This window comes from Faecalibacterium sp. BIOML-A1, from assembly GCF_009679715.1.
Classification (GTDB): domain Bacteria; phylum Bacillota; class Clostridia; order Oscillospirales; family Ruminococcaceae; genus Faecalibacterium; species Faecalibacterium taiwanense.
Genome location: NZ_WKZJ01000004.1, coordinates 189,530 through 210,733 on the forward strand (window position 1 = coordinate 189,530; position 21,204 = coordinate 210,733).

General features: G+C 57.6%; 17 protein-coding genes. All 17 read right to left on the reverse strand.

Annotated features, from left to right (window positions below; genetic code table 11):
• Window positions 1-89 precede the first annotated feature (89 nt).
• Window positions 90-2,477, reverse strand: coding sequence for a polyphosphate kinase 1 (gene ppk1, locus GKG36_RS06995; protein ID WP_243139008.1), 2,388 nt, complete (start codon window positions 2,475-2,477; stop codon window positions 90-92).
• A gap of 41 nt (window positions 2,478-2,518) precedes the next feature.
• Entirely contained in the window at window positions 2,519-2,878 is a 360-nt protein-coding gene (locus tag GKG36_RS07000) for a helix-hairpin-helix domain-containing protein (RefSeq protein WP_120079340.1), read from the reverse strand.
• A 66-nt stretch (window positions 2,879-2,944) separates the two neighbouring features.
• Complete coding sequence (locus GKG36_RS07005) at window positions 2,945-3,775, reverse strand: HAD hydrolase family protein (RefSeq protein WP_154259900.1); 831 nt, start codon at window positions 3,773-3,775, stop codon at window positions 2,945-2,947.
• Window positions 3,772-4,704: an RluA family pseudouridine synthase gene (locus GKG36_RS07010; RefSeq protein ID WP_005941869.1), complete on the reverse strand. Its 933-nt coding sequence runs from the start codon at window positions 4,702-4,704 to the stop codon at window positions 3,772-3,774. Before GKG36_RS07010 ends, GKG36_RS07005 begins: the two co-directional genes overlap by 4 nt.
• A 3-nt stretch (window positions 4,705-4,707) precedes the next feature.
• Window positions 4,708-5,193, reverse strand: a complete 486-nt coding sequence (lspA, locus tag GKG36_RS07015) for a signal peptidase II (protein ID WP_005941866.1) — start codon at window positions 5,191-5,193, stop codon at window positions 4,708-4,710.
• Window positions 5,194-5,283: 90 nt separating this feature from the next.
• Window positions 5,284-8,079, reverse strand: a complete 2,796-nt coding sequence (gene ileS / locus GKG36_RS07020) for an isoleucine--tRNA ligase (protein WP_154259902.1) — start codon at window positions 8,077-8,079, stop codon at window positions 5,284-5,286.
• 39 nt (window positions 8,080-8,118) lie between these two features.
• Window positions 8,119-8,952 carry a DivIVA domain-containing protein gene (locus tag GKG36_RS07025; RefSeq protein ID WP_243139009.1) on the reverse strand — a complete coding sequence of 278 codons (834 nt, stop codon included), beginning with the start codon at window positions 8,950-8,952 and terminating at the stop codon, window positions 8,119-8,121.
• Between the two features lie 21 nt (window positions 8,953-8,973).
• Entirely contained in the window at window positions 8,974-9,792 is an 819-nt protein-coding gene (locus tag GKG36_RS07030; RefSeq protein ID WP_097782147.1) for a S4 domain-containing protein, read from the reverse strand.
• The gene (locus GKG36_RS07035) at window positions 9,776-10,240 is read right to left on the reverse strand and encodes a cell division protein SepF (RefSeq protein WP_044953672.1); all 465 of its coding nucleotides are present in this window, start codon (window positions 10,238-10,240) and stop codon (window positions 9,776-9,778) included. Before GKG36_RS07035 ends, GKG36_RS07030 begins: the two co-directional genes overlap by 17 nt.
• Before the next feature lie 110 nt (window positions 10,241-10,350).
• Window positions 10,351-11,664 carry an HlyD family efflux transporter periplasmic adaptor subunit gene (locus tag GKG36_RS07040; RefSeq protein WP_243139010.1) on the reverse strand — a complete coding sequence of 438 codons (1,314 nt, stop codon included), beginning with the start codon at window positions 11,662-11,664 and terminating at the stop codon, window positions 10,351-10,353.
• A 5-nt stretch (window positions 11,665-11,669) separates the two neighbouring features.
• A complete protein-coding gene (miaA, locus tag GKG36_RS07045) occupies window positions 11,670-12,614 on the reverse strand; it encodes a tRNA (adenosine(37)-N6)-dimethylallyltransferase MiaA (protein WP_154259907.1) in 945 nt (314 codons plus the stop codon).
• On the reverse strand, window positions 12,598-14,736 hold the full coding sequence (gene mutL / locus GKG36_RS07050; protein ID WP_154259909.1) for a DNA mismatch repair endonuclease MutL: 2,139 nt from the start codon (window positions 14,734-14,736) through the stop codon (window positions 12,598-12,600). Before mutL ends, miaA begins: the two co-directional genes overlap by 17 nt.
• 43 nt (window positions 14,737-14,779) lie before the next feature.
• On the reverse strand, window positions 14,780-17,395 hold the full coding sequence (mutS, locus tag GKG36_RS07055; protein WP_154259911.1) for a DNA mismatch repair protein MutS: 2,616 nt from the start codon (window positions 17,393-17,395) through the stop codon (window positions 14,780-14,782).
• Between the two features lie 112 nt (window positions 17,396-17,507).
• Complete coding sequence (locus GKG36_RS07060) at window positions 17,508-17,915, reverse strand: YlbF family regulator (protein WP_097775655.1); 408 nt, start codon at window positions 17,913-17,915, stop codon at window positions 17,508-17,510.
• A gap of 52 nt (window positions 17,916-17,967) precedes the next feature.
• Entirely contained in the window at window positions 17,968-19,347 is a 1,380-nt protein-coding gene (gene miaB, locus GKG36_RS07065; RefSeq protein WP_154259913.1) for a tRNA (N6-isopentenyl adenosine(37)-C2)-methylthiotransferase MiaB, read from the reverse strand.
• Window positions 19,348-19,481: 134 nt separating this feature from the next.
• On the reverse strand, window positions 19,482-19,874 hold the full coding sequence (locus GKG36_RS07070) for a transcriptional repressor (RefSeq protein ID WP_154259915.1): 393 nt from the start codon (window positions 19,872-19,874) through the stop codon (window positions 19,482-19,484).
• 48 nt (window positions 19,875-19,922) lie between these two features.
• Window positions 19,923-21,197 (reverse strand): replication-associated recombination protein A, encoded by a 1,275-nt coding sequence (locus GKG36_RS07075; RefSeq protein ID WP_044953659.1) that lies wholly within the window; start codon window positions 21,195-21,197, stop codon window positions 19,923-19,925.
• Window positions 21,198-21,204: the final 7 nt, after the last annotated feature.

A 21,204-nucleotide genomic window follows, 5' to 3' on the forward strand; every position in this document is an offset into this window, starting at 1 on the left:
GCCTCCCGCCTTCCGTTTGCTTTTTATTTATGCAGGCAAACACGCAAAAAGACCCGACAGAGGGTTTGCTCTGTCGGGTCTTGCAAATATTATCTGCGTAACTTGAAAAAATCCAAAATCCGTTTCAGGCGGCTTCTGGGGGCGGGTGTCTCCACCACCACCGGCTTTATCGGCTTGGCTGCAGGGGCAGGCTGTGGCTCTGTACGCTTTTTATGATTGACCATCTGTTCCAGCTGGTCAAAATGGTCGCCGCTTTCCGGTGCCGCAGCAGATTCCGGGTGAGAAGCTTCTGCCTGTTTTGCAGCGGGAGCCGCTTCCGTTTTCGCAGGTTCTGGCTTTGCTGCTTCGGCAGAAGGTTCAGGCTGTTTTTCCTGCACAGCGGCAGAAAGCTTCCAAGGCTCCGGCTGCGTCCAGTCATTTTTCAACAGCTCATACATGCCCATCTGGCCGTTCACCAGTGCTTCGCCCTCAGCGGGCTTTACCTTCTGGTAGCTGCCGTCCGGGCGCATCTCGCGGGCATTGACGTTATCCCGCAGCTGCAGCTGCAGAATGTCGGTAAGCTTCCGCACCAGCACGGGATCCTCCACGCGCACGCCCACCTCCACGCGGCACTCGGTGTTGCGGGTGAGAAAATCGCCGGATGCAATATAGATGCGGGTATGTGCACCATCGAAGAAGCTGTAAATACGGCCATGCTCCAGATAACGACCCACAAGGCTGCGAATATGCAGGTTCTCCGTCTTGCCGGGCACACCGGCGCGCACGCAGCAGATGCCGCGCACGATCATATCAATGCGCACACCGGCACAGCTGGCTTCCTGCAGCTTGAGGATGATATCCCGGTCGCTGATGGAATTGTTTTTCAGGATCATGGATGCCGGACGGCCCATGCGGGCGGCGGCAATGACACGATCCATCTCTTCCAGCAATACGCTCTTGAAGCGCAGCGGTGCTACCAGCATCCGGTCGCTCTCCTCAGTCAGCTTCTGCACGGCAAGGTTCTGGAACACATTGGAAGCTTCCTCGCCAATGCCATGGTCTGCCGTAATGAAGGAGTAGTCCGTGTAAAGCTCACTGGTTTTTTCGTTGTAGTTGCCGGTGCCGATCTGGGTGATATAAGAGTAGCCCTCTTTGCTCTTTTTGGTGATAAGGGTCAGCTTGGAGTGCACTTTGTAATCATCAAAGCCATAAATGACCGTACAGCCTGCGCTTTCCAGCTGCTTCGACCAGTCGATATTGTTCTGCTCGTCAAAGCGGGCGCGCAGCTCCACCAGCGCCACCACCTCTTTGCCGTTCTCAGCGGCTTCCATCAGCGCCTGCACGATCTGGGACTCCCGCGCCATACGGTACAAGGTCATTTTGATGGAAATGACCTCAGGATCATGAGCAGCCTTTTTGAGCATGGCAATGAAGGGCCGGATGGACTGGTACGGGTAGCTGAGCAGCACATCGTGCTTCTGCACTTCAGCGGCAAGGTCGTAGTCCGGCGGCGGCAGCATGGGCCGTGCAGCCGGGTAGAACAGTTCCGGCCGCCCCTCCGCTTCCATGCGGCCGGTGAGCTTGTAGAAAAAGCTCAGATCCAGCGGGCTTTTCTGCTCGAACACCCGTTTATGGGTGAGCAGCAGACGGTTGCACAGCAGGCGTTCTACCTCCGGGGCCGGGGCAGGCGTGATCTGCAGACGCACCGCAGCCAGCTTGCGGCGGCGCTTGAGCAACTCGGTCATGATCTCGCGGTAGTCGATATCATGATCCATCATGCCCTCTTTTACGTCGATATCCGCATTGCGGGTAACACGGAAGAGACATTTTTCCTGAATCGTCTCTTTGCCAAAGATGCTGGCCGCAAAGTGCAGCACCAGCTCTTCGGTAAGTGCAAACTGCGTTTCGCCGTCTTTTTTTACAACGTGCATCCGTTCCATCTGGCTGGAAATGGGAATGATGCCAAGGCTCTGCCCTGCCGGGTGTTTTTCCTTGAGCAGAACGCCAAGGTAAATCTCCTTATTGCGCAGGAATGGGAACGGATGGCGGTTATCCACGATCTGCGGGCTGAGGATGGGGAACAGCTCCGTTTGGAAGTACTTCTTCCAGAAGTGCTCGTCCTCCTTGGACAAGTGGTCAAGATCCACCTTGCGCCAGCCGCACTCCGCCAGTGCTTCCAGCGCCTTTGCGTAGTATTTATCGCACTCCTCCTGCAGCTGTGCCGTTTTGGGCATGATGGCAGTCAGCTGTTCCGCCGCGGACATGTTGGTCTTGTTTTCCCTCTTGACCTTTTTGCCCTGTTCCTGTTCCAGATTGGCGCGCTCCTGCAGAGAACCCACGCGCACCATAAAAAACTCGTCCAGATTGGAGCCGTAGATCGCAAGAAATTTGACCCGCTCTGCAAGCGGAACATTTTTATCTTTGCCCAGCGCAAGAACGCGCCGGTTGAAATCCAGCCAGCTCAGTTCCCGGTTGATAAAAATGGTATCGTCACTCATAATCATTCCCCTTTTTGCTGCGCCGGGCCGCCGGCTGCGGCTCAGCTCACGGTTGCCATTCCTGCCCAGGAATCCACAATGGTCTGTGTCAGGCCCGGAACATTGGCTGCATCTTCTACCCGTTCAAACGGGCCATTCTGCGTCCGGTAATCCAGAATCGTCTGTGCGCGCTTTTCCCCTACGCCCGGCAGTGTGCACAGCGCAGAGAGATCAGCAGTGTTCAGATCCACCAGCACATACTGTTCCAGCCCGGTCGTATCCGGCAGGACCTGCGGTTCGGCAGCCTGCAGCGGCACGGCAAAGCCAAAGGCCAGCACTGTGCACAAAACCACCGCCGCCAGCGACAGCGCAAGAAAGAGTTTTTCCTTCTTTTGCAGGGCCAGAAGATGCGTTTCTCTCATTGTACCTGACTTTCCTCCAAAAAGAAAGGCTTCTGCGAAAGAATTTGCAGAAGTCTTGCACAAATTTTACGCCAAATTTTCAGCATCCCGCACCATACGGTACAGCACTTCCACTGCAGAACCTGCCGCAGCATCGGTCAAAGTGACCTTTTGGGCAGCAAGACGCAGCTCAGCCGGGGCATCCGCAGCTGCGGTGCTCTGGCTGGAAGCGCGCACCATGTCCAGCATAGGCAGCCCTCCGGCAAGTACCAGCACATCTTCCGGGTCGATGCCCACCGGCATACACACGGCATCCAGCATTTCACGGCCAGAGACGGTTCTGGGGGTCAGGATCAGCGTATCCGCTGCGGCACGCTCGCCCAGCAGCACCGCTGTGCGGTCGCCCAGAGATTTTTCCAGCAGCGAGATCATGGGCACTGCCTTGCTGTCCTGATACAGCAGCACCCGCAGCACTTCTTCCCCCTTGATGTCTGCCGCGTTTGCCAGCAGATAAGGGGTCCATTCCTGCCGCAGATGACGCTCCAATGCCTCGCTCATGCGCAGCACGCGGGTAGTACCGTCGGTCATCTGCAGGGCAATGCCCACGCCCTCTGCCACCGGCAGGCGGGCGAACAGGTCGGCATCCTGCCCGGCAAAGGTGCACAGCGGCTGACGGGTGCCATCGGAAAAATGGTAGGCCATGGCACCGCCGCACACCAGCGCAGGAGCGCTGAGCCGCACACTGCCCAGAATGGACCGCACTGCCCGCGGCGTGCGCTGGGAAAACACCGTAAAACGTCCGCCGCGGCGGACGAACAGCTGCAGCACATCCCGCACCACCTGCGTCAGGTTGCCGTCGGCACCCAAAAGCAGATGGTCCAGATCACACAGTACAAGCGTTGAAGAAAGATGGTTCATACCGTTCCCCTCCTGAGCGTTGCAAGAAAATGAGTGAAGTATTCCGGCAATTCCGAATCGAACCGCAGATGTTCGCCGGTGATCGGGTGCACAAAGCCAAGCGTTTTGGCGTGCAGGCACTGGCCGTGCAGGCTGGTGATGCAATTGTGCGGGCCATACACCGGGTCGCCCGCCACCGGGTGCTGGATGGATGCCATGTGCACGCGGATCTGATGGGTGCGGCCGGTCTTCAGGCGGCATTCCAGCATGGTAAAGTTGTTCAACCGTTCCAGCACCTGATAGCCGGTATAGGCATATTTGGTGTGCGGCTCACTGGCCGGGTAGACCGCCATCTTTTTGCGGTCGGTCTTGCTGCGGCCCAGATTGCTTTCCACAAAGCCCTCATCTTGTGCAAAGCCGCCGTACACGATGGTGCGATACGCGCGCTCCACACTGTGCACCGCCATCTGCTGGGAAAGGCCGATGTGCGTTGCATCGTCCTTTGCCACCACCAGCAGTCCGCTGGTGTCCTTATCGATGCGGTGCACGATGCCGGGGCGGATCTCGCCGCCGATACCGGACAGGCTTCCCTTGCAGTGCCACAGCAGTGCATTTACCAGTGTGCCGTCCGGGTTGCCGGGAGCCGGGTGCACCACCATGCCCTTGGGCTTGTTGACCACCAGCAGATGCTCGTCCTCATAGACGATTTCCAGCGGGATGTCCTGCGGCACGGCCTCAATGGGCTTTGCGTCCGGAATTTCCAGAACGATGGTGTCGCCTGCCTTGAGCTTCAGGCTCTTGGCCACCAGCCTGCCGTTGCACAACACATGACCGTCGGCCACCAGCGCCTGCAGAGCAGACCGGGAAAGGCCGGTGTCCTCGCCGCTCAGAAAGCGGTCGATGCGCTGGCCTGCCGTCTCCTGCTCCACCACAAATTCACGCTGTTCCATGGCTCACTGCTCCTTCGGGGACTGCCCGTTCTCAGCGTGCAGCTCTTCCAGAAAAATTACCAGCACCCAGAGGCCCACGCCCACACACACGCAGATATCCGCAAAATTGAACACCGCAAACTGCATGAACAGCAGATTGATGTAGTCCACAACCTCGCCGTTGAGCACACGGTCGATCAGGTTGCCGATGCCGCCGGCAAGGATCAGCAGCAGCGCAGCCTGCTGCAGGTATCTGCCGCGGCTGCGGAAGAACAGCCCATAGGCCACAAAGATCAGCGCTATGCTGGTAGCGATGATGAGGAACAGCTGCTTGCCGCTGAGCAGGCTGAACGCCATGCCCGGGTTGAGCACGAACCGCAGCTCCACCACATGGGGGATCAGCGGCATTGCACCAATGGGCTGCAGCACATTGGTGGCCCACAGCTTGATGGCCTGATCGATGCCAATGAGTGCCGCAGCCGCGAGCAGATTAAAAACAACAAATGCCATAGGATACTCCCAAAATCATTCAGTATAAAAAACGGCGCTCCCCGGTATAAGGGAGCGCCGCCCTTTAAAACATTGTTTTATGCGGAACGCTTAGGCTTCCACAACGCTGGCGCAGCGTGCGCACAGGGTGGGATGTGCGGCATGGCTGCCGATGGAAGAAGAATACTTCCAGCAGCGCTCGCACTTTTCGCCGGTGGCATGTGCAGCAGCAACGCCCAGGCCTTCAACAGCACTTGCAGCGCCGCCTTCGCCCTTGACCAGCTCTACCTGAGAGACGATCATCAGGTCGGCCAGCTCGTCCATGGGGATGCTGTTGAGCAGGCTGTACACAGTATCATTGCAGTACAGGGTGACGGCAGCCTCCAGAGAAGCACCGATGACCTTTTCGGCACGGGCCTGCTCCAGAACCTTCTTCACCTCGTCACGGACGGCGATCAGCTGAGCCCACTTTGCCTTGAAGGCTTCATCGGCGGCATACTGGCCGGCCTTGGGCATCTCCTCAAAGACAACGTACTTGTTCATGCCCTCAGTCTTGGGGATGAAGTCCCAGATCTCCTGACTGGTGAAGCACAGGATGGGCGCAATGATCTTGTCCAGAGCCACAAGGATCTTGTACATGGTGGTCTGAGCAGCCTTGCGGCCTGCGCCGTTGGTGCAGTACAGACGATCCTTGGTCACATCCAAATAGAAGTTGGACATTGCAACAACGCAGAAGTTGTATACTGCATGATAGACCTTGTTGAAGTCGTACACAGCGTAGCCTGCGCTGGTATTGACCATCAGGTCATCCAGAGCAGCCAGTGCCCAGCGGTCGATCTCCTGCAGCTGATCGTCAGCCACACAGTCGGTGTTGGGATCAAAGCCGTCCAGATTGCCCAGAATGAAGCGAGCGGTGTTGCGGATCTTGCGGTAAGCCTCGCTCAGCTGCTTGAAGATATTCTTGCCGGCACGCACATCCACGGTGTAGTCGGAAGAAGCCACCCACAGACGGATGATATCAGCGCCGTAGTCCTTGATGATCTCGCTGGGCTCCACGCCGTTGCCGGCGCTCTTGTGCATCTGCTTGCCCTGCTCATCCACGACCCAGCCGTGGCACAGAACAGACTTATAGGGTGCGCAGCCCTTGCTTGCAACGCTGGTCAGCAGGCTGGACTGGAACCAGCCGCGGAACTGGTCGCCGCCTTCCATATACATATCAGCCGGGAAGCGCAGTTCCGGACGCTCCTCCAGCACAGCGGCGTGGGTGGAACCGGAGTCGAACCAGACATCCATGATGTCGGTGTCCTTGGTCCACTCGGAAGCACCGCACTTTTCGCACACTTCGCCTGCGGGGATGATCTGCTCGGCTTCGTACTTATACCATGCATCGGAACCTTCCTTGCGGAACAGGTCGCTGACAGCCTTGATGGTGGCATCGGTGATGTGGTAGGTGCCGCACTTCTTGCAATAGAATGCGGGGATGGGCACGCCCCAGGTGCGCTGGCGGCTGATGCACCAGTCGTTGCGGTCGCGCACCATGCCCTTCATGCGGTCATGGCCCCAATCCGGCATCCAGGTAACGGTGTCGATGGCCTTGTAGACATCCTCGCGGAACTTTGCGATGGAGCAGAACCACTGTTCCGTTGCACGGAAGATGATGGGGTGATGGCAGCGCCAGCAGTGCGGGTACTGATGCTTGATGTGCACCTGACCCATGACAGCACCGGACTCGGTCAAATCGGCCAGAATGGTCTTGTTGGCAGCCCACACGCGCTGACCTGCATACTTACCGGCCAGCTCGGTCAGATAGCCGCCATCGTCCACGGGGACGGTGATGGGCACCTGCGGATACTTCTGGCAGACGTTGAAGTCGTCCACGCCGTGGCCGCCTGCGGTATGGACACAGCCGGAACCGCTTTCCAGTGTGACGTGATCGCCCAGAATGACCCAGCCCTCCTTGGGCAGGTAGACGTGGTTGTAGCGCATCAGCTCAAACTCGGCACCGGAGACCGGCTCACCCACGATCTCGTAGTTCTCGATGTGGCAGGCATCCATGACGCTCTTGACCAGTTCGGTGGCCATGATGTGGAACTCATCGCCGATTTTGACGAAGGAGTACTCGAACTGGCCGTTCAGGCAGATCGCCTCGTTAGCGGGCAGAGTCCAAGTGGTGGTGGTCCAGATGACGAAGTAGGTCTTGTCCATCGGGATGCCGTGCTTTGCCAGCACACCGTTGGGGTCCTGAGAGACGTGGAAACGCACGAAGATGGAATCGCAGTCGTCCTCGCCGTACTCGATCTCGGCCTCTGCCAGAGCCGTGCGGCAGTCCGGGCACCAGTACACGGGCTTCAGGCCCTTGTAGATGTAGCCCTTCTTTGCCATCTCGCCAAAAATCTCGATCTGGCGTGCCTCGAACTCAGGCTTCAGGGTCAGATACGGATGCTCGAAATCGCCGATAACGCCCAGACGCTTGAACTGGTCGCTCATGATATCGATGTGCTCGGTAGCAAACTTTTCGCAGATCTGGCGCAGTTCCAGCTTGGAAATGTCCTTCTTCTTATCACCGACGGAGGACAGAGCCTTCAGCTCGATTGGCAGGCCGTGGGTATCAAAGCCGGGCACATAGGGAGCCTGGAAACCCTCCATGTTTTTATCGCGGATAATGATATCCTTGATGATCTTGTTCAGGGCAGTACCCATGTGGATATTACCGTTTGCGTACGGAGGGCCGTCGTGCAGGATGAACTGCGGCTTGCCCTCGTTGTGCTTCATGAGCTGATTGTACAGGTCGTTGTCGTCCCAATCCTTCAGCATGACCGGCTCCTTCTTGGGCAGGCCGGCACGCATTTCAAACAGGGTCTTGGGCAGGTTCAGAGTACTATCGTACTGCGATTTGTTCTTAGCCAATGGTTTACACTCTCCTCTATATTTCCTTATGGGGTTGCCTTACTCGCTGAACTTGACACCCTGAAAAGCATCGTAGTCCGGCTCGTCCGGCTTAAAATCAGCAGGAGGCGCGGGCGGCGGGTCCAGCTTGAGCTGGCTCTCATCCTTTGCCCAGAAATCCTCGCTGCTGTCAGCTGCCTTGTCGTCGTCATTTTCAACAACGGCAGCAGGTTCTGCATCTTCCTGTGCGGGCTGTGCAGGCTCTGCTTCCGGCTCCTGCACGTCCGCTGCCTGCGGCTGGGCTGCAGCGGCAGGCTCACTTTCCTCTGCAGCAGGCTCTGCCTGTTCGGCATCCTGTGCAGCCGTTTCCTTCTGGAACTCCGGCAGACGGCTCAGCGACTCCACATGGCTGCGGTACAGGTTGAGCACATCAGACTTGAAGCGGGTCACTTCCAGACGCACGCGGTCATACTCGCGCTCCTCTGCAAGGCGCTTCTCGTTTGCTTCGTTCTCGATCTCGTCTGCACGGTCGTTTGCCTTCTGCAGCAGTTCGTTGGCATCGCGGATGATATCATCACCGCGCAGATTTGCACGATGGATGATCTCTTCTGCTTTCTGGTTTGCTTCGCGGATGACATTTTCGCCCATGCGTTGTGCATTGATCAGCGCGCTCTTGAGCATTTCACCATCTGCCTCAAAGCTCTTCAGTTCATCGTGCAGCTTCTGGTTTTCAGCAGTCAGGTCCGTAATCTGCTTGCGAAGCTGTTCCGCCTGCGCATCGTCGTCCCGCAGCTGTTCTTCCACCTTATCCAGAAAACGGTCTACGTCCTCTGTGCGGTAGCCGCGGAGGTTTTTCTCAAATTGCACAGAACGGACATCCTGCGGAGTCAGCATAGTCATTTCCTCCCGTTGCTTTTAATATTGAAAAAATTCGATGATTGACCGATCTTTTCTGCTTTTGCCGGGCAGTGCAGTCAGGTTGAAGCGGCCCTTGCCGCGCACCGTGAACACATCGCCCTCATATACCTGCGCATGAGGTTTATCCGCCGGCAGGTGGTTGATCTCCACCCTGCCCGCCTCGATCAATTCCGAAGCCTGTCCTCGGCTGCAGTGCAGCATAGCTGCCAGCACAGCGTCCAGCCGCAGGGACGATACCGTTGCACTGTGCATCTCACGCTCCGCCTGCGGAAACTGCGGCACCTCGTCCAGCGTCAGCAGTTCCGTGGTCAGCTCCGTGTGTCCAGCCTGAAACAGTTCCCGGCAGATCAACTGTGCTGCCGGTTCCAGTGCAAACACATAAGCTGTGCCCGGCTGATCCTCCGGCAGAACGATATCTCCCAGCGCCTCGCGCCGCAGCTCAAGGCCCATCAGACTGCCCAGGTAATCCTTGTGGGCGGGCAGCGCAGCCCCCGCCTGTGCACGGCATTGCAGCCGCACACAGCAGATGGGTGCTTCGCCGCAGCTGTACTCCGGCTCGATACAGAGCACCCTGCGCTCCGCATTCAGCCAGCCGCCCTCAAACCGGAAGCCCTCCTGCACACCGGCACGGCCCAGTGCCGCGCGGGCCAAGTCCTGCTCGCGGTCACTCAGGAAAGCCGAATACCGCGCAATGTCCCGGGAAAAGGCCGTGTGGGCCAAGTCCTCGATATGGCGCATGAGATAGCGTTCTTCATCGGTACGCGCAGGGATGAACCCGCGCGCCGCCTTGGGCTGCGGATCAATAGAACGCGCCATTGTTCTCCAGCTCGTCCAGCAGATCGCCCATGATATCCACGTTGTACGGAGTGATGATGAAGGTGCTGTTGGCCACGCGCTTGATCTGGCCATTGTTTGCATATGCAACACCGGACAGGAAATCCACCAGACGGCGGGACACTTCCTTGTTGGTAGACTCCAGATTGAGCACCACGGTGCGCTTGTTGTTCAGGTGGTCAGCAATGGTACTGGCATCCTCAAAACGCTCAGGCTTGACCAGAACGACCTTGAGCTGAGTGGTGGCATTGATGTTGACCACCTTGCCGTTCTTCTTGGCACCCTCAACAGGCTCTTCATTTTCGTCATCAGCACCAAGGCCGATGCCATTGTTATTGTTTACCATCTGGGGGCCATCGTCAATGTACTGATCCTCGTAATCGTCTTCCTGGTCAAACAGACCTTTCTTAATGCTGTCAAGCAAAGACATACAATCTGCTCCTTTCATTCGGGCAGCATGGCGCTGCCTGGCGTTCTTTGCAAATAGATGCAAATAATAGCTTTATCTATTATCGGATTTTTTGCCTCAGATGTCAATAACTACAAAAGCTTTCCATCATACAAATTTTGTCCGGAAACGATTATTTCGTCATAAAGCCTCACCTTGCTGACCGAGCCCTCGGTCCCTTCGGGCAGAACAAGGATGTAATCGCCGTCCGTGATGAGGGGATGGTCTGCGTCCACCGGGTCGATCGGGCAGAAGCGGGCAATGTTGCCAAGTTTCACGTACACACCGGGAAGGTAGTTTTCGCCCTGCGTTTGTGCCTCGGTGCCATCCTCTTTTAAATAGTGCACAGCCGCAGCAGGCACCCGCAGGCCGCTGCGCTCTCCTACCGAGATGCGTGCTGCAGCCCGGTTCAGGCAAAGCACATCGCCGTTGATGGAGTTGCAGGCAAGCACAAAGCGGGCAAGGCCGCTGTCCTGATCGATCTCCACCTCGGTGACGGTGGCCTTGAGGCTGTTCTCCACCTGACCCGGGAAGCTGATCTCCACCGCTGTGCTCAGCGGCTTGCCGTTCTGACCCAGCAGCTTTTCGCCCTGCTTTGCAGTGCACACGCCCACATAGCGCCATGTGAACCCTGCCACGATCTTACCGGCGCAGCCGTCCAGTGCCAGCACTGGGTCGGACTGCAGATAGCCCTGCAGCTCCTGTGCGTTCAGTGCAAGGATATCATCGGCACTGGCATTGAGCCGTCCGCTGCTGGAAGAGCGCACAAAATAGCCGGTCTGCGGTGCAGTGATCTGCGCCGGGCTGCCCAGCTGCGCCTGCACGCTCTGGGACTGCTGGACCAGCGCAGTGATCTGATCGGTAAAGTTTGCAGCTTCGCCCGTTACCACCCAGAGCTTGTTCTGGGCCAGCAGGTAGGCATTGGCATCATCATCCACCGCTTCATAATCGCTGTCGTCCAGCGTATCCAGCAGGTCATACAGCGCAGAAGAACGTTCTTTTAAAAGGGTATCCAGCTGCAGCGCAGAAGTGTTCTGCGATTTCTGCAGCAGGTCGATCTGATCATTCAGCTGGTTCAGCTGCAGGCGCAGCGAAGCCTGCGAAGCGTTGCTGTACACCTCTGCCACTGCGGTGCCCGCTGAAACGCGCTCGCCGTCGGCAGCAAGATATCCAAGGTTTCCGCTGCCTGCCACATAGCTTTCGTCGAACAGCAGAACTCCGTCGGCTTCCACCGTATCCGAAATGACCGCAGGCAGCGCAGTCTCATAAACATTCTGCGGGAACAGGATATGTGCGGCCTGATACACCACATAAATTGCTGCCAGCAGCAGAAACGCGATCAGCACGCCTGCCAGAGTGGTAAGCACATGCGGCGCATGGCGTTCCTTCTGGGTCTCATCCGGCATATCGATCATCCTTTCGCTAAAAATTCGCTAGTTTTGCGGATGGCAGTCTGCACTGCATCCGGTGCACCGGCATCCAGCCAAACCACACCGTCCATATGGCGGAACCAGGTCAACTGGCGCTTGGCATAGTTGCGGGACGCCTGCTTGAGCTTTTCCGTGCAGGCTTCCAGTGGAGCCGTCTGCTCAAAATACGGAAAGAGCTCCTTGTATCCGATGGCCTGCGCTGCCGTGCGGAAGCTTTCCCGGTTCTGCCAGACATGCTCCGCTTCCTTTATAAGGCCCGCTTCCAGCATTTTGTCCACACGCAGGTCAATGCGGCGGTAAAGTACCGCGCGCTCTGGGAAATCCAGACCGAGGATCAGGCTGCGGTAGGGCCGCTCCGGTGGGAGAGACTCCGCCTTCTGTTCGCTCAGCTTTTTGCCGGTGGCACGATAATGTTCGAGTGCGCGCAGCACCCGCACCTGATTGTTCGGGTGGATAGCCGCAGCAGCTTCCGGGTCGGCCTGCTTCAGTTCTTCGTACATGGCAGCACCGCCTTTTGCAGCCAGTTCCGCCGCCAGCTGCTCCCGCAGACCGGCAGGTGCTTTTTCCTCTGTAAAGCGCACCCCATACAGAAAGCTCTGAACATACAGCCCTGTGCCGCCCACAAGGATGGGCAGCTTCTTCCGGGCAGAGATCTCTTCTTCCAGCTTTCCGGCCATGGCGGTAAAGTCTGCCACGCTGAAAGCCTTGTCCGGCGTAAGGATATCCACGCCGTGATGCGGGATACCGCAGGTCTCCTCCGGTGTCACCTTTGCCGTGCCTATGTCCAGACCTTTATAGATCTGCATGGAATCACAGCTGATGACCTCGCCGGAAAAATGTTTTGCAAGCTCTACGCCCAGCGCTGTCTTCCCGGTTGCGGTAGGTCCGACGACGGCCACCACGGGATGTTTATACGATGCGTCCAAACTGCTTTTCCAGCTCCTTCCGGGTCAATTTGAGTACGCAGGGGCGGCCATGCGGGCAGAACGGCGGCACCTCGCCGGAAAGGATCTTTTCGGCCAGCGCCAGCAGTTCCTGCGGCGAGGACTTGTCCCCCGCCTTGATGGCTGCACGGCAGGAGATAGAATGCAGCACCCACTCGGTGTGCTCGTTCAGCGCATCATGGCCGCCCTTGAGCAGCTTATTTGCGATCTCCACCAGCAGGCTTTCGGCATTCTGCGGCTCCACATCTGCGGGCACCGCGCGCAGCACCACGGTATTGCCGCCAAAGTCCGCGATCTCAAGGCCCGCATTTTCCAGCAGAGGAATGTTATCCAGCAGGGCCTGCTTTTCCTCCGCAGCAAGGTCGATGGCAGCAGGCTCCAGCAGCATCTGGCTGGGCACATTGCCGTAGTTCGCGGCCAGTTTTTCGTATAGCTGGCGCTCGTGGGCAGCGTGTTTATCGATCAGGCACAGCTCGTCGCCGCGTTCTGCAAGGATATATGTTCTGAACACCTCGCCCACATAGCGCAGCGGTTCCGGCTGATCCGCCGTCGGATCAAAGTTCATCTGTTCCGGCTCGGCCAGTACAGTTTCCTGTTCTGCCGCTTCCGGCGCATCCGGTTCTGTTTCTGCACAGGGTGCACTCTCAGGTTCTTCCTTTGGTGCTTCCTGCGCAGGGTTCCACGCTGCCATATGGTCCTGAGGCGAATGCAGTTTTGTCTCTCCAAATTCCGGTTCCACATCCAGCTGCGTTTCACTTGCCGCCGCACGGAACGGCTCTGGTGCCTTTGTCGTTTCCAGCTTCGGGCTGTGAAGGGTCACGAACGGATCCAGCATATCCTCGTTCTGAACACTGCCTTTCCAGCGCGGCACACAGGGTGCTGTCGGTATTTGCATTGCAGCAGACGGGGCAGGCTGCTGCGGTGCTGCGGCGGGTTTTGCCGGTTCCCAGTGCTGCTGTGGCAGAACGCCCGGGTCTGCCTGCCCCCGAATGATCGCAGAAAGGCCTGTAAAGTTATTGTTCTTTACATCATTTTTGATTATATCAGCGTCTTTTTTTGAATTTTCAGCTTTTTCTTCTTTGTCTGCTTCAAAGGTAAAAAGCCGTTCACCGGTGCCGGGCTGAACCAATGCCAGCTTGACGGCATGATACACCACATCAAAAACATCATTTTCGCGGGCAAAGCGGGCTTCGATCTTGGCCGGATGCACATTGACATCCACAAGGTCGGCCGGCATTTCCAGCAGCAGAATGCCGCCCGGGAACTTGCCCTGCATCATGGTACCCTTGAACGCCATCTCCATACCGGCCATCATGGTGCGGTTGCGTACATAGCGGCCATTGATGTAGAAATGCTGCATACTTCGGCTGGCGCGGCAGCTTTTGGGCGGGGTGACCAGACCGGTGATGCGGTACACGCCCTCCTGATTTTTCAGCTCAATGAGGTCCCGGCTGAACTCCCGGCCCAGCACCGCATAGGCTGCACCGCGCAGCTGGCCGTCGCCGGGCGTGACATACTGCAGCTTGCCCTCACGGATGAACTTGACGCTGACTTCCGGGTGGCTGAGCGCTACATGGGTAACTGTATCCGACACAAAGGTGCCCTCGGAGGAGTCCTTTTTGAGGAACTTCATGCGGGCAGGCGTGTTGTAAAACAGATCCTTTACCCGGATGGTGGTGCCCACAGCTCTGGCACCCGGCTCACGGGAGACCTCTTCCCCGCCCTCAATGCGGTAGACTGTGGCAAACTCGTCCACCTCGGTTCGGGTGGTCAGCTCTACACGGGCCACGCTGGCAATGGATGCCAGTGCTTCACCGCGGAAGCCAAGCGTATGGATGTTGGTCAGATCGTCCGGTGTTTCAATTTTGCTGGTGGCGTGGCGGATAAACGCCGTGGAGATATATTCTGCCTCGATGCCGGTGCCGTTATCGCTGATCTCGATCAGCTTGACGCCGCCGGATTCAATGCTGACGGTCACCTGCGTGGCACCGGCATCAATGGAGTTTTCCAGCAGCTCCTTAACAACGGATGCCGGACGCTCGACCACCTCACCGGCTGCGATCAGCTCGGCTGTGTGCTTATCCAGAACATGGATCACTGCCATGGTGTTTTCCCTCCTTGTATGGTCTGGGTCAGGTAGAGCAGTTTCATCTGTTCAGGCTGCCCTTCAGGGTCTTTTTCAGCTCGTAGAGGAAGTTCAAAGCCTCAATGGGGGTGAGCGTTTCCACATCCAGAGCTTCCAGCTTGTCCATCATCTCGCTGGGCACAGCCGGAGAGTTATACTCCTGCAGGGCATCAAAATCCATCTGCTCTACTTTATTTTTAGGTGCAGTTGCTTCCAGCGCGCGCAGCACCTCGTGGGCGCGGCGGGTCACGCTGCCGGGCAGGCCTGCCAGCTTTGCCACCTCGATGCCGTAGCTGTCATCCGCCGGGCCGCGCACGATGCGGCGCAGGAAGGTGATGTCCTCGCCGCGTTTTTTTACTGCAATATTGTAGTTTTTTACGCCGTCCACGCCGCCTTCCAGCTCGGTCAGCTCGTGGTAGTGGGTGGCAAACAGAGTCTTGCAGCCAAGGCCCTTGGCGGGGTCTGCAATGTGCTCCACTACGGCGCGGGCAATGCTCATACCGTCAAAGGTGGAAGTGCCGCGGCCGATCTCGTCCAGCACCACAAGGCTTTTGGCGGTAGCATTTTTCAGGATCTCCGCTACCTCGGTCATCTCCACCATAAAGGTGGACTGACCGGCAGACAGGTCGTCCGACGCACCGATGCGAGTGAAAATGGCATCCACCACACCCACATGGCAGCTGGAAGCCGGTACAAAGGAGCCGATCTGCGCCATCAGCGCGATCAGTGCATTCTGGCGCATGTACGTGGATTTACCTGCCATGTTGGGGCCGGTGATGATCAGGCAGCGGTCTGCACCACAGTTCAGGGTGGTATCATTGGGTACAAACATGCTGCCTTTCAGCATCTGCTCCACCACAGGGTGACGGCCCTCGGTGATGGTCAGCTCGTCACTGTCGTCCACGATGGGACGGCAGTAGTTGTTTTCCGCTGCCACCTGCGCCAGCGCCGTGAGCACATCCAGCTGGGCCACCGCATTGGCCGTGCGCTGGATGCGGTCCAGCTGAGCGCTGATGCTTTCCAGCAGTTCGCTGAACAGGCGGTGCTCCAGCGTGATGAGCCGTTCGTGGGCACCTAGGATCTTGCTTTCCAGCTCTTTCAGTTCCTGCGTGATGTAGCGTTCGCCGGAAGTCAGGGTCTGCTTGCGGATGTAGGTCTCCGGCACCATGCTCTTATAGGAGTTGCTTACCTCGATGAAGTAGCCAAACACATGGTTATAGCCGATCTTCAGCTTGGGGATGCCGGTCTCCTGCCGCAGGCGGGCTTCCAGCTGCGCCAGAACGCCCTTGGTATTGTCGCGGATGGAACGCAGCTCGTCCACCTCGGCATGGTAGCCTTTGGCAATGACACCGCCATCCTTGAGGGTAGAGGGCGCTTCCGGGTCCACCGCCGCATAAATACGGGCCTTGATGTCCTCCAACGGATCGATCTGTACTGCCAGTTCAGCAAGCTCCGGGCAGCCGCAGGCCTCAGCCTGCCTGCGCAGGCCGGGCAGCCGGTCGCAGGTCTGGGCCAGCGTATAGATCTCCTTGGGTGTGGCAGAGCCGTAAACCGTGCGGGTCATCAGGCGTTCCATATCCGCAATGTAACCCAGCTCTTCGGTCAGGTCGCCGCGGGCCATGGTCTGCTTGACAAGGCTCTCCACAGCGTTCAGGCGGTGGTTGATGAGTGCACTGGAAATAAGCGGCTGCTCGATCCAGCTGCGCAGCATACGCTTGCCCATAGATGTACTGGTCTTATCCAGCACCCAGAGCAGCGTGCCCCGCTTTTCGCGGCCGCGCAGCGTCTCGGTCAGCTCCAGATTGGCGCGGGTCACGGGCGAAAGACGCATGAACTGGGCCTTATTATAGGTTATGACCGTTTTCAGACGTTCCACGCCCTTGATCTGGGTATCGTGCAGATATTCCAGCAGTGCCGCCATGGCAAAGCGCACAAGGCCGTCCGCTGCAATGCCGGTGGTCTGCGCCCAGTCGCGGCCAAACTGGTTTTCCAGCGATGCCGCCACAAGGCCCGGTGCATAGCGCTCCTCTTCGATCAGCTCCACCGAACAAGTCATATTCTTTTTGATGTACGCCGTCACCTCGCGGCAGTCCAGCAGACCCGGATTCATCAGCACTTCGCTGGGATGGTAGCGGCACAGCTCCGTAATGACCGCCGGGGCAATCTTGTCTGCATTCAGCTCTGTGATATGGGCCGTACCGGTAGAGACATCCGCAAAGCACAAACCTGCTTTCTTTCCTTTGAGGAAGATACTGGCAATGTAGTTATTGCGGTCATCCTGCAGCATACTGCTCTCAATGACCGTGCCGGGTGTGACCACGCGGATGATATCCCGCTTGACAAGGCCCTTGGCCTTGGCCGGGTCTTCCACCTGCTCACAGATGGCTACTTTGTAGCCCTTGGCGATCAGCCGCGCCACATAGCCCTCGTAGCTGTGGAAGGGCACGCCGCACATGGGTGCCCGCTCTTCCATGCCGCACTGCTTGCCGGTCAGGGTCAGATCCAGTTCCTTGGATGCCGTCAGGGCATCGTCAAAGAACATCTCATAAAAATCGCCGATGCGGTAAAACAGAATTTCGTCCTTATGTTGTTTTTTGATCTCAAGATATTGCTGCATCATGGGCGACAGCTCTGCCATGGTTTACCCTCTCTCCCGTTCTATGGTTCTGTGCACAAGTTTGCGGCTTGTAACCGCTTTTGCAAACAAAACGCGGTCTGTTTTGCACAGCCGCGTTTTGTTTTTGCCGGTTTTAGTGGCAGCCGCCGCAGGTGGAGCAGCTGCCGGTGCAGGAAGCAGAAGGCTCCTGTACCGTCATGGGGTCGCCGCCATTCATGGCAGTGTTGATGATGGCATCGATATAGTTCACGAGGTTCTCGCAGTCACGCTTGGCCTCGTTGTAAGCCACCATGCCCTCGTTGCCCATGATCTGGCCGTACAGGCTGTTCACCTTTTCGTTCAGTTCGGCGATGCGGGCATCGTTGCGCTCGCTCTTGCCGATCTCATTGTTCAGATCCATGCGGGCGAGGTTGAACTCGCCGATCAGGTTCTGCAGCTCTTCGTCCTTATCGTTTGCCTTGCGGGTCTGATCCAGAACGAGGTAGCGGCTATCGGTCTGCAGCGCAACGGCTGCGCGCTTGAAAAGATCAATGCAATCCATTTGAATGGTCTCCTTCTTATTTATACGTTCAGGGGCACTGCCCCGGAATCACTCAGGCAAGCTCACCCAGCAGCACAGTCGCCCGTGCGCCCGTGAGATGTACGTTGGCATAGCTGCCCATCAGGGAAGCGTCTGCCGTGAACTCCACCGTCAGGTTGTTGTCCAGACGGCCGGAGAGGGTGCCCTCATTGCGGCCAAAGCCCTCTACCAGTACCTTCACAGTCTGACCAACCTGCGCCTTGACCAGCGCCATGGCGATCTCGTCCTGCACCTTGAGCAGGCGGGTCATGCGGTCGGTCTTTTCCTTACGGGGGGTGGGGTCCGGCATTTCGGCAGCCTTGGTGCCGGTGCGCTTGGAATAGATAAAGGTGAACAGCTGCATATAGCCCACCTTCTGCACCAGTTCCAGCGTCTTTACAAAGTCCGCTTCGGTCTCGCCGGGGAAGCCAACGATGATGTCACTGGAAAAGGTGATGCCGGGCACCGTTTTGCGAGCGTATTCGATCAGTTCCATGTACTGCTCCACCGTGTAGTGGCGGTTCATCTTCTTCAGCAGTTCATCGGAGCCGCACTGCACCGGCAGGTGCAGGTGCTTGCACAGCTTCGGCTGGGCGGCAATGGTGTCGATCAGCTTGTGACTGGCATCCTTGGGGTGGCTGGTCATAAAGCGGATGTGATAATCGCCGGGCACCGTGCACAGCAGGTTGAGCAGATCAGAAAAGTCCACCTTTTCTTCCAGACCCTTGCCGTAGCTGTTGACGTTCTGTCCCAGCAATGTGATCTCCTTATAGCCTGCCTCCACAAGACCGCGGAACTCGGCAAGGATATCACCAGGCTTGCGGCTCTTTTCGCGGCCGCGCACATAAGGCACGATGCAGTAGGTACAGAAGTTGTCGCAGCCGTACATGATGGGCAGCCATGCGCGGAACTCGCTCTCACGCCGGATGGGGATATTCTCCACGATGACCGGGCGCTGGGCGGGCTCCATCAGCACACGCTTATGCTTCTGCAGCTTCTGGGCAATGAGCTGCGGCAGGGTGTCGATGCCATCCACGCCAAACACAAGGTCTACATAGGGGTAACTCTTGCGCAGCTTTTCCACCACATGCTTCTGGTTGGCCATGCATCCGCACAGGCCGATGATGAGATCATGCTTTTTTTCCTTGAGTCCCTTCAGGGCACCCACATTACCGAATACACGCTGCTCGGCATGCTCACGCACGGCGCAGGTGTTGAAGAGGATCAGATCTGCATCCTCGGGCTTGTCGCACAGGCCGTAACCGATGTCCATCAGCACGCCCTTGATCCGCTCGCCGTCGTTCACGTTCTGCTGACAGCCATAGCTGTGCACAAAGGCCAGCGGCGGCGTATCATAGGCCTGTTTTACCAGCTCAGCGGCAATGTTATTATGTTCAAAACTAATGTATTCCAATCAAACCATCCTTCTCCGCCGGGCCGAAGCGCCCTGTGCGGCGAAAATCTACTTGCACTTTCTGAAAAGAGCCTTCTCTATAGTATACCCTGTTTATACGCTCCGGGCAAGAGGTTCCGTGTAAATTTTATGGTTCAGTGGGCGTTTTCCTGCGCCTGCTTCTCGCAGCAGGCCTCGCATACGCCGATCAGCACAACAGCGCAGTCCTGCACATGGCCCTTCTGGTTTTTCACCAGCTTCATCACCTGCTTTTCGTCCACCTCGGCATCGGCCACGCTGCCGCACACGGTGCAGTACAGATGGCTGTGCCAGGGCAGCGTGTGGTCAAAGCGGTCAGCCTTGCCTGGAATGGACACCCGGCGCACCCGGCCCGCATCCACCAGACTATTCAGGTTACGGTATACGGTGCCAAGGCTCAGGCCCGGGCATTCCTTGACCGCAGCATCATAAATTTCCTCGGCGGTGGGGTGGTCGCACAGGTTCTGCACCGTCTGCATGACCAGCTCACGCTGTTTGGAATATCGCATATCGTTCTCCTTTTTCTTTGTTTTTGGGTTTTGGGTGTAAGGCGTGGTTCAGACGTTCTCTTCGCCCTTGATCTTTGCCCAGTAGGCACGGGCCGCCTGCTCATTTTTGTTATCGCCAAAGGTGTAATATTTTACGTCCTTGATGGCATCTGGCAGGTACTGCTGTTCCACCCAGTGGTGGGCGTAATCATGGGCGTATTTGTAATTCTGTCCCTTTACCAGCGCATCCTCACCGTCGTAGTGCTTGTTCTGCAGTTGGCGCGGGATCGGCCCGGTACGGCCCGCCTGCACATCCGCAATGGCCGCGTTGATGGCATCATGGGCACTGTTGGACTTGGGACTGGTGGCCACCAGAATGACGGCATCTGCCAGCGGGAGCCGTGCTTCCGGCAGGCCCACCATGTTGGCGGCATCAATTGCCGCCTTCACAATGGGGATGATCTGTGGATAGGCAAGGCCCACATCCTCGCAGGCACATACCATCAGGCGACGGCAGGCCGAGGGCAGATCTCCTGCTTCCAGCAGACGGGCCAGATAATGCAGCGCCGCATCCGGGTCGGAGCCGCGCATGGACTTCTGGTAGGCTGACACGATGTCGTAGTGGTCATCGCCCTCCCGGTCATACCGCATGGCAGTGCGGCGGGTGACCTGCTGGATCATTTCCAGCGTAATGTGCTTTTCCCCATCCTCAATGGGAGCTGCCGTCACCGCAAAATCAAGACAGCCCAGCGCCTTGCGCAGGTCGCCGCCTGCGCTCTCGGCAAGGTAGGCACAGGCATCCTCGTCCATGCAGACCTTTGTGCTCTCCCCTTCCGAAAGCTTTTTCAGTGCATTGTGCACCCCACGCTCCACATCCGCTGCCGAAAGTGATTTGAACTCAAACACCGTACAGCGGGACAGCAGCGCATTATAAATGTAGAAGTATGGATTTTCGGTGGTGGATGCAATGAGCGTCACCGAGCCGTCCTCAATGCATTCCAGCAGGCTCTGCTGCTGTTTTTTGTTCAGGTACTGGATCTCGTCCAGATACAGCAGGATGCCTCCCGCACCTGCCAGCGTGCCGATATCCTTGAGCACCGCCTTGATGTCCCCGGTGCCGCAGGAAGTGCCATTGAGCTTATGCAGCGTCATACCGCTGTTTTCTGCAATGATGCGTGCCACCGTCGTTTTTCCGGTACCGGACGGGCCGTAGAAGATCATGTTCGGGATGCGTCCGCTCTCGATGGTACGGCGGAACACCCTGCCCGGTGCCAGCAGATGCTGCTGACCGCAGACATCTGCCAGTGTTTTGGGCCGCAGACGCTGTGCCAGTGGTTCGTTCATCGTGTTT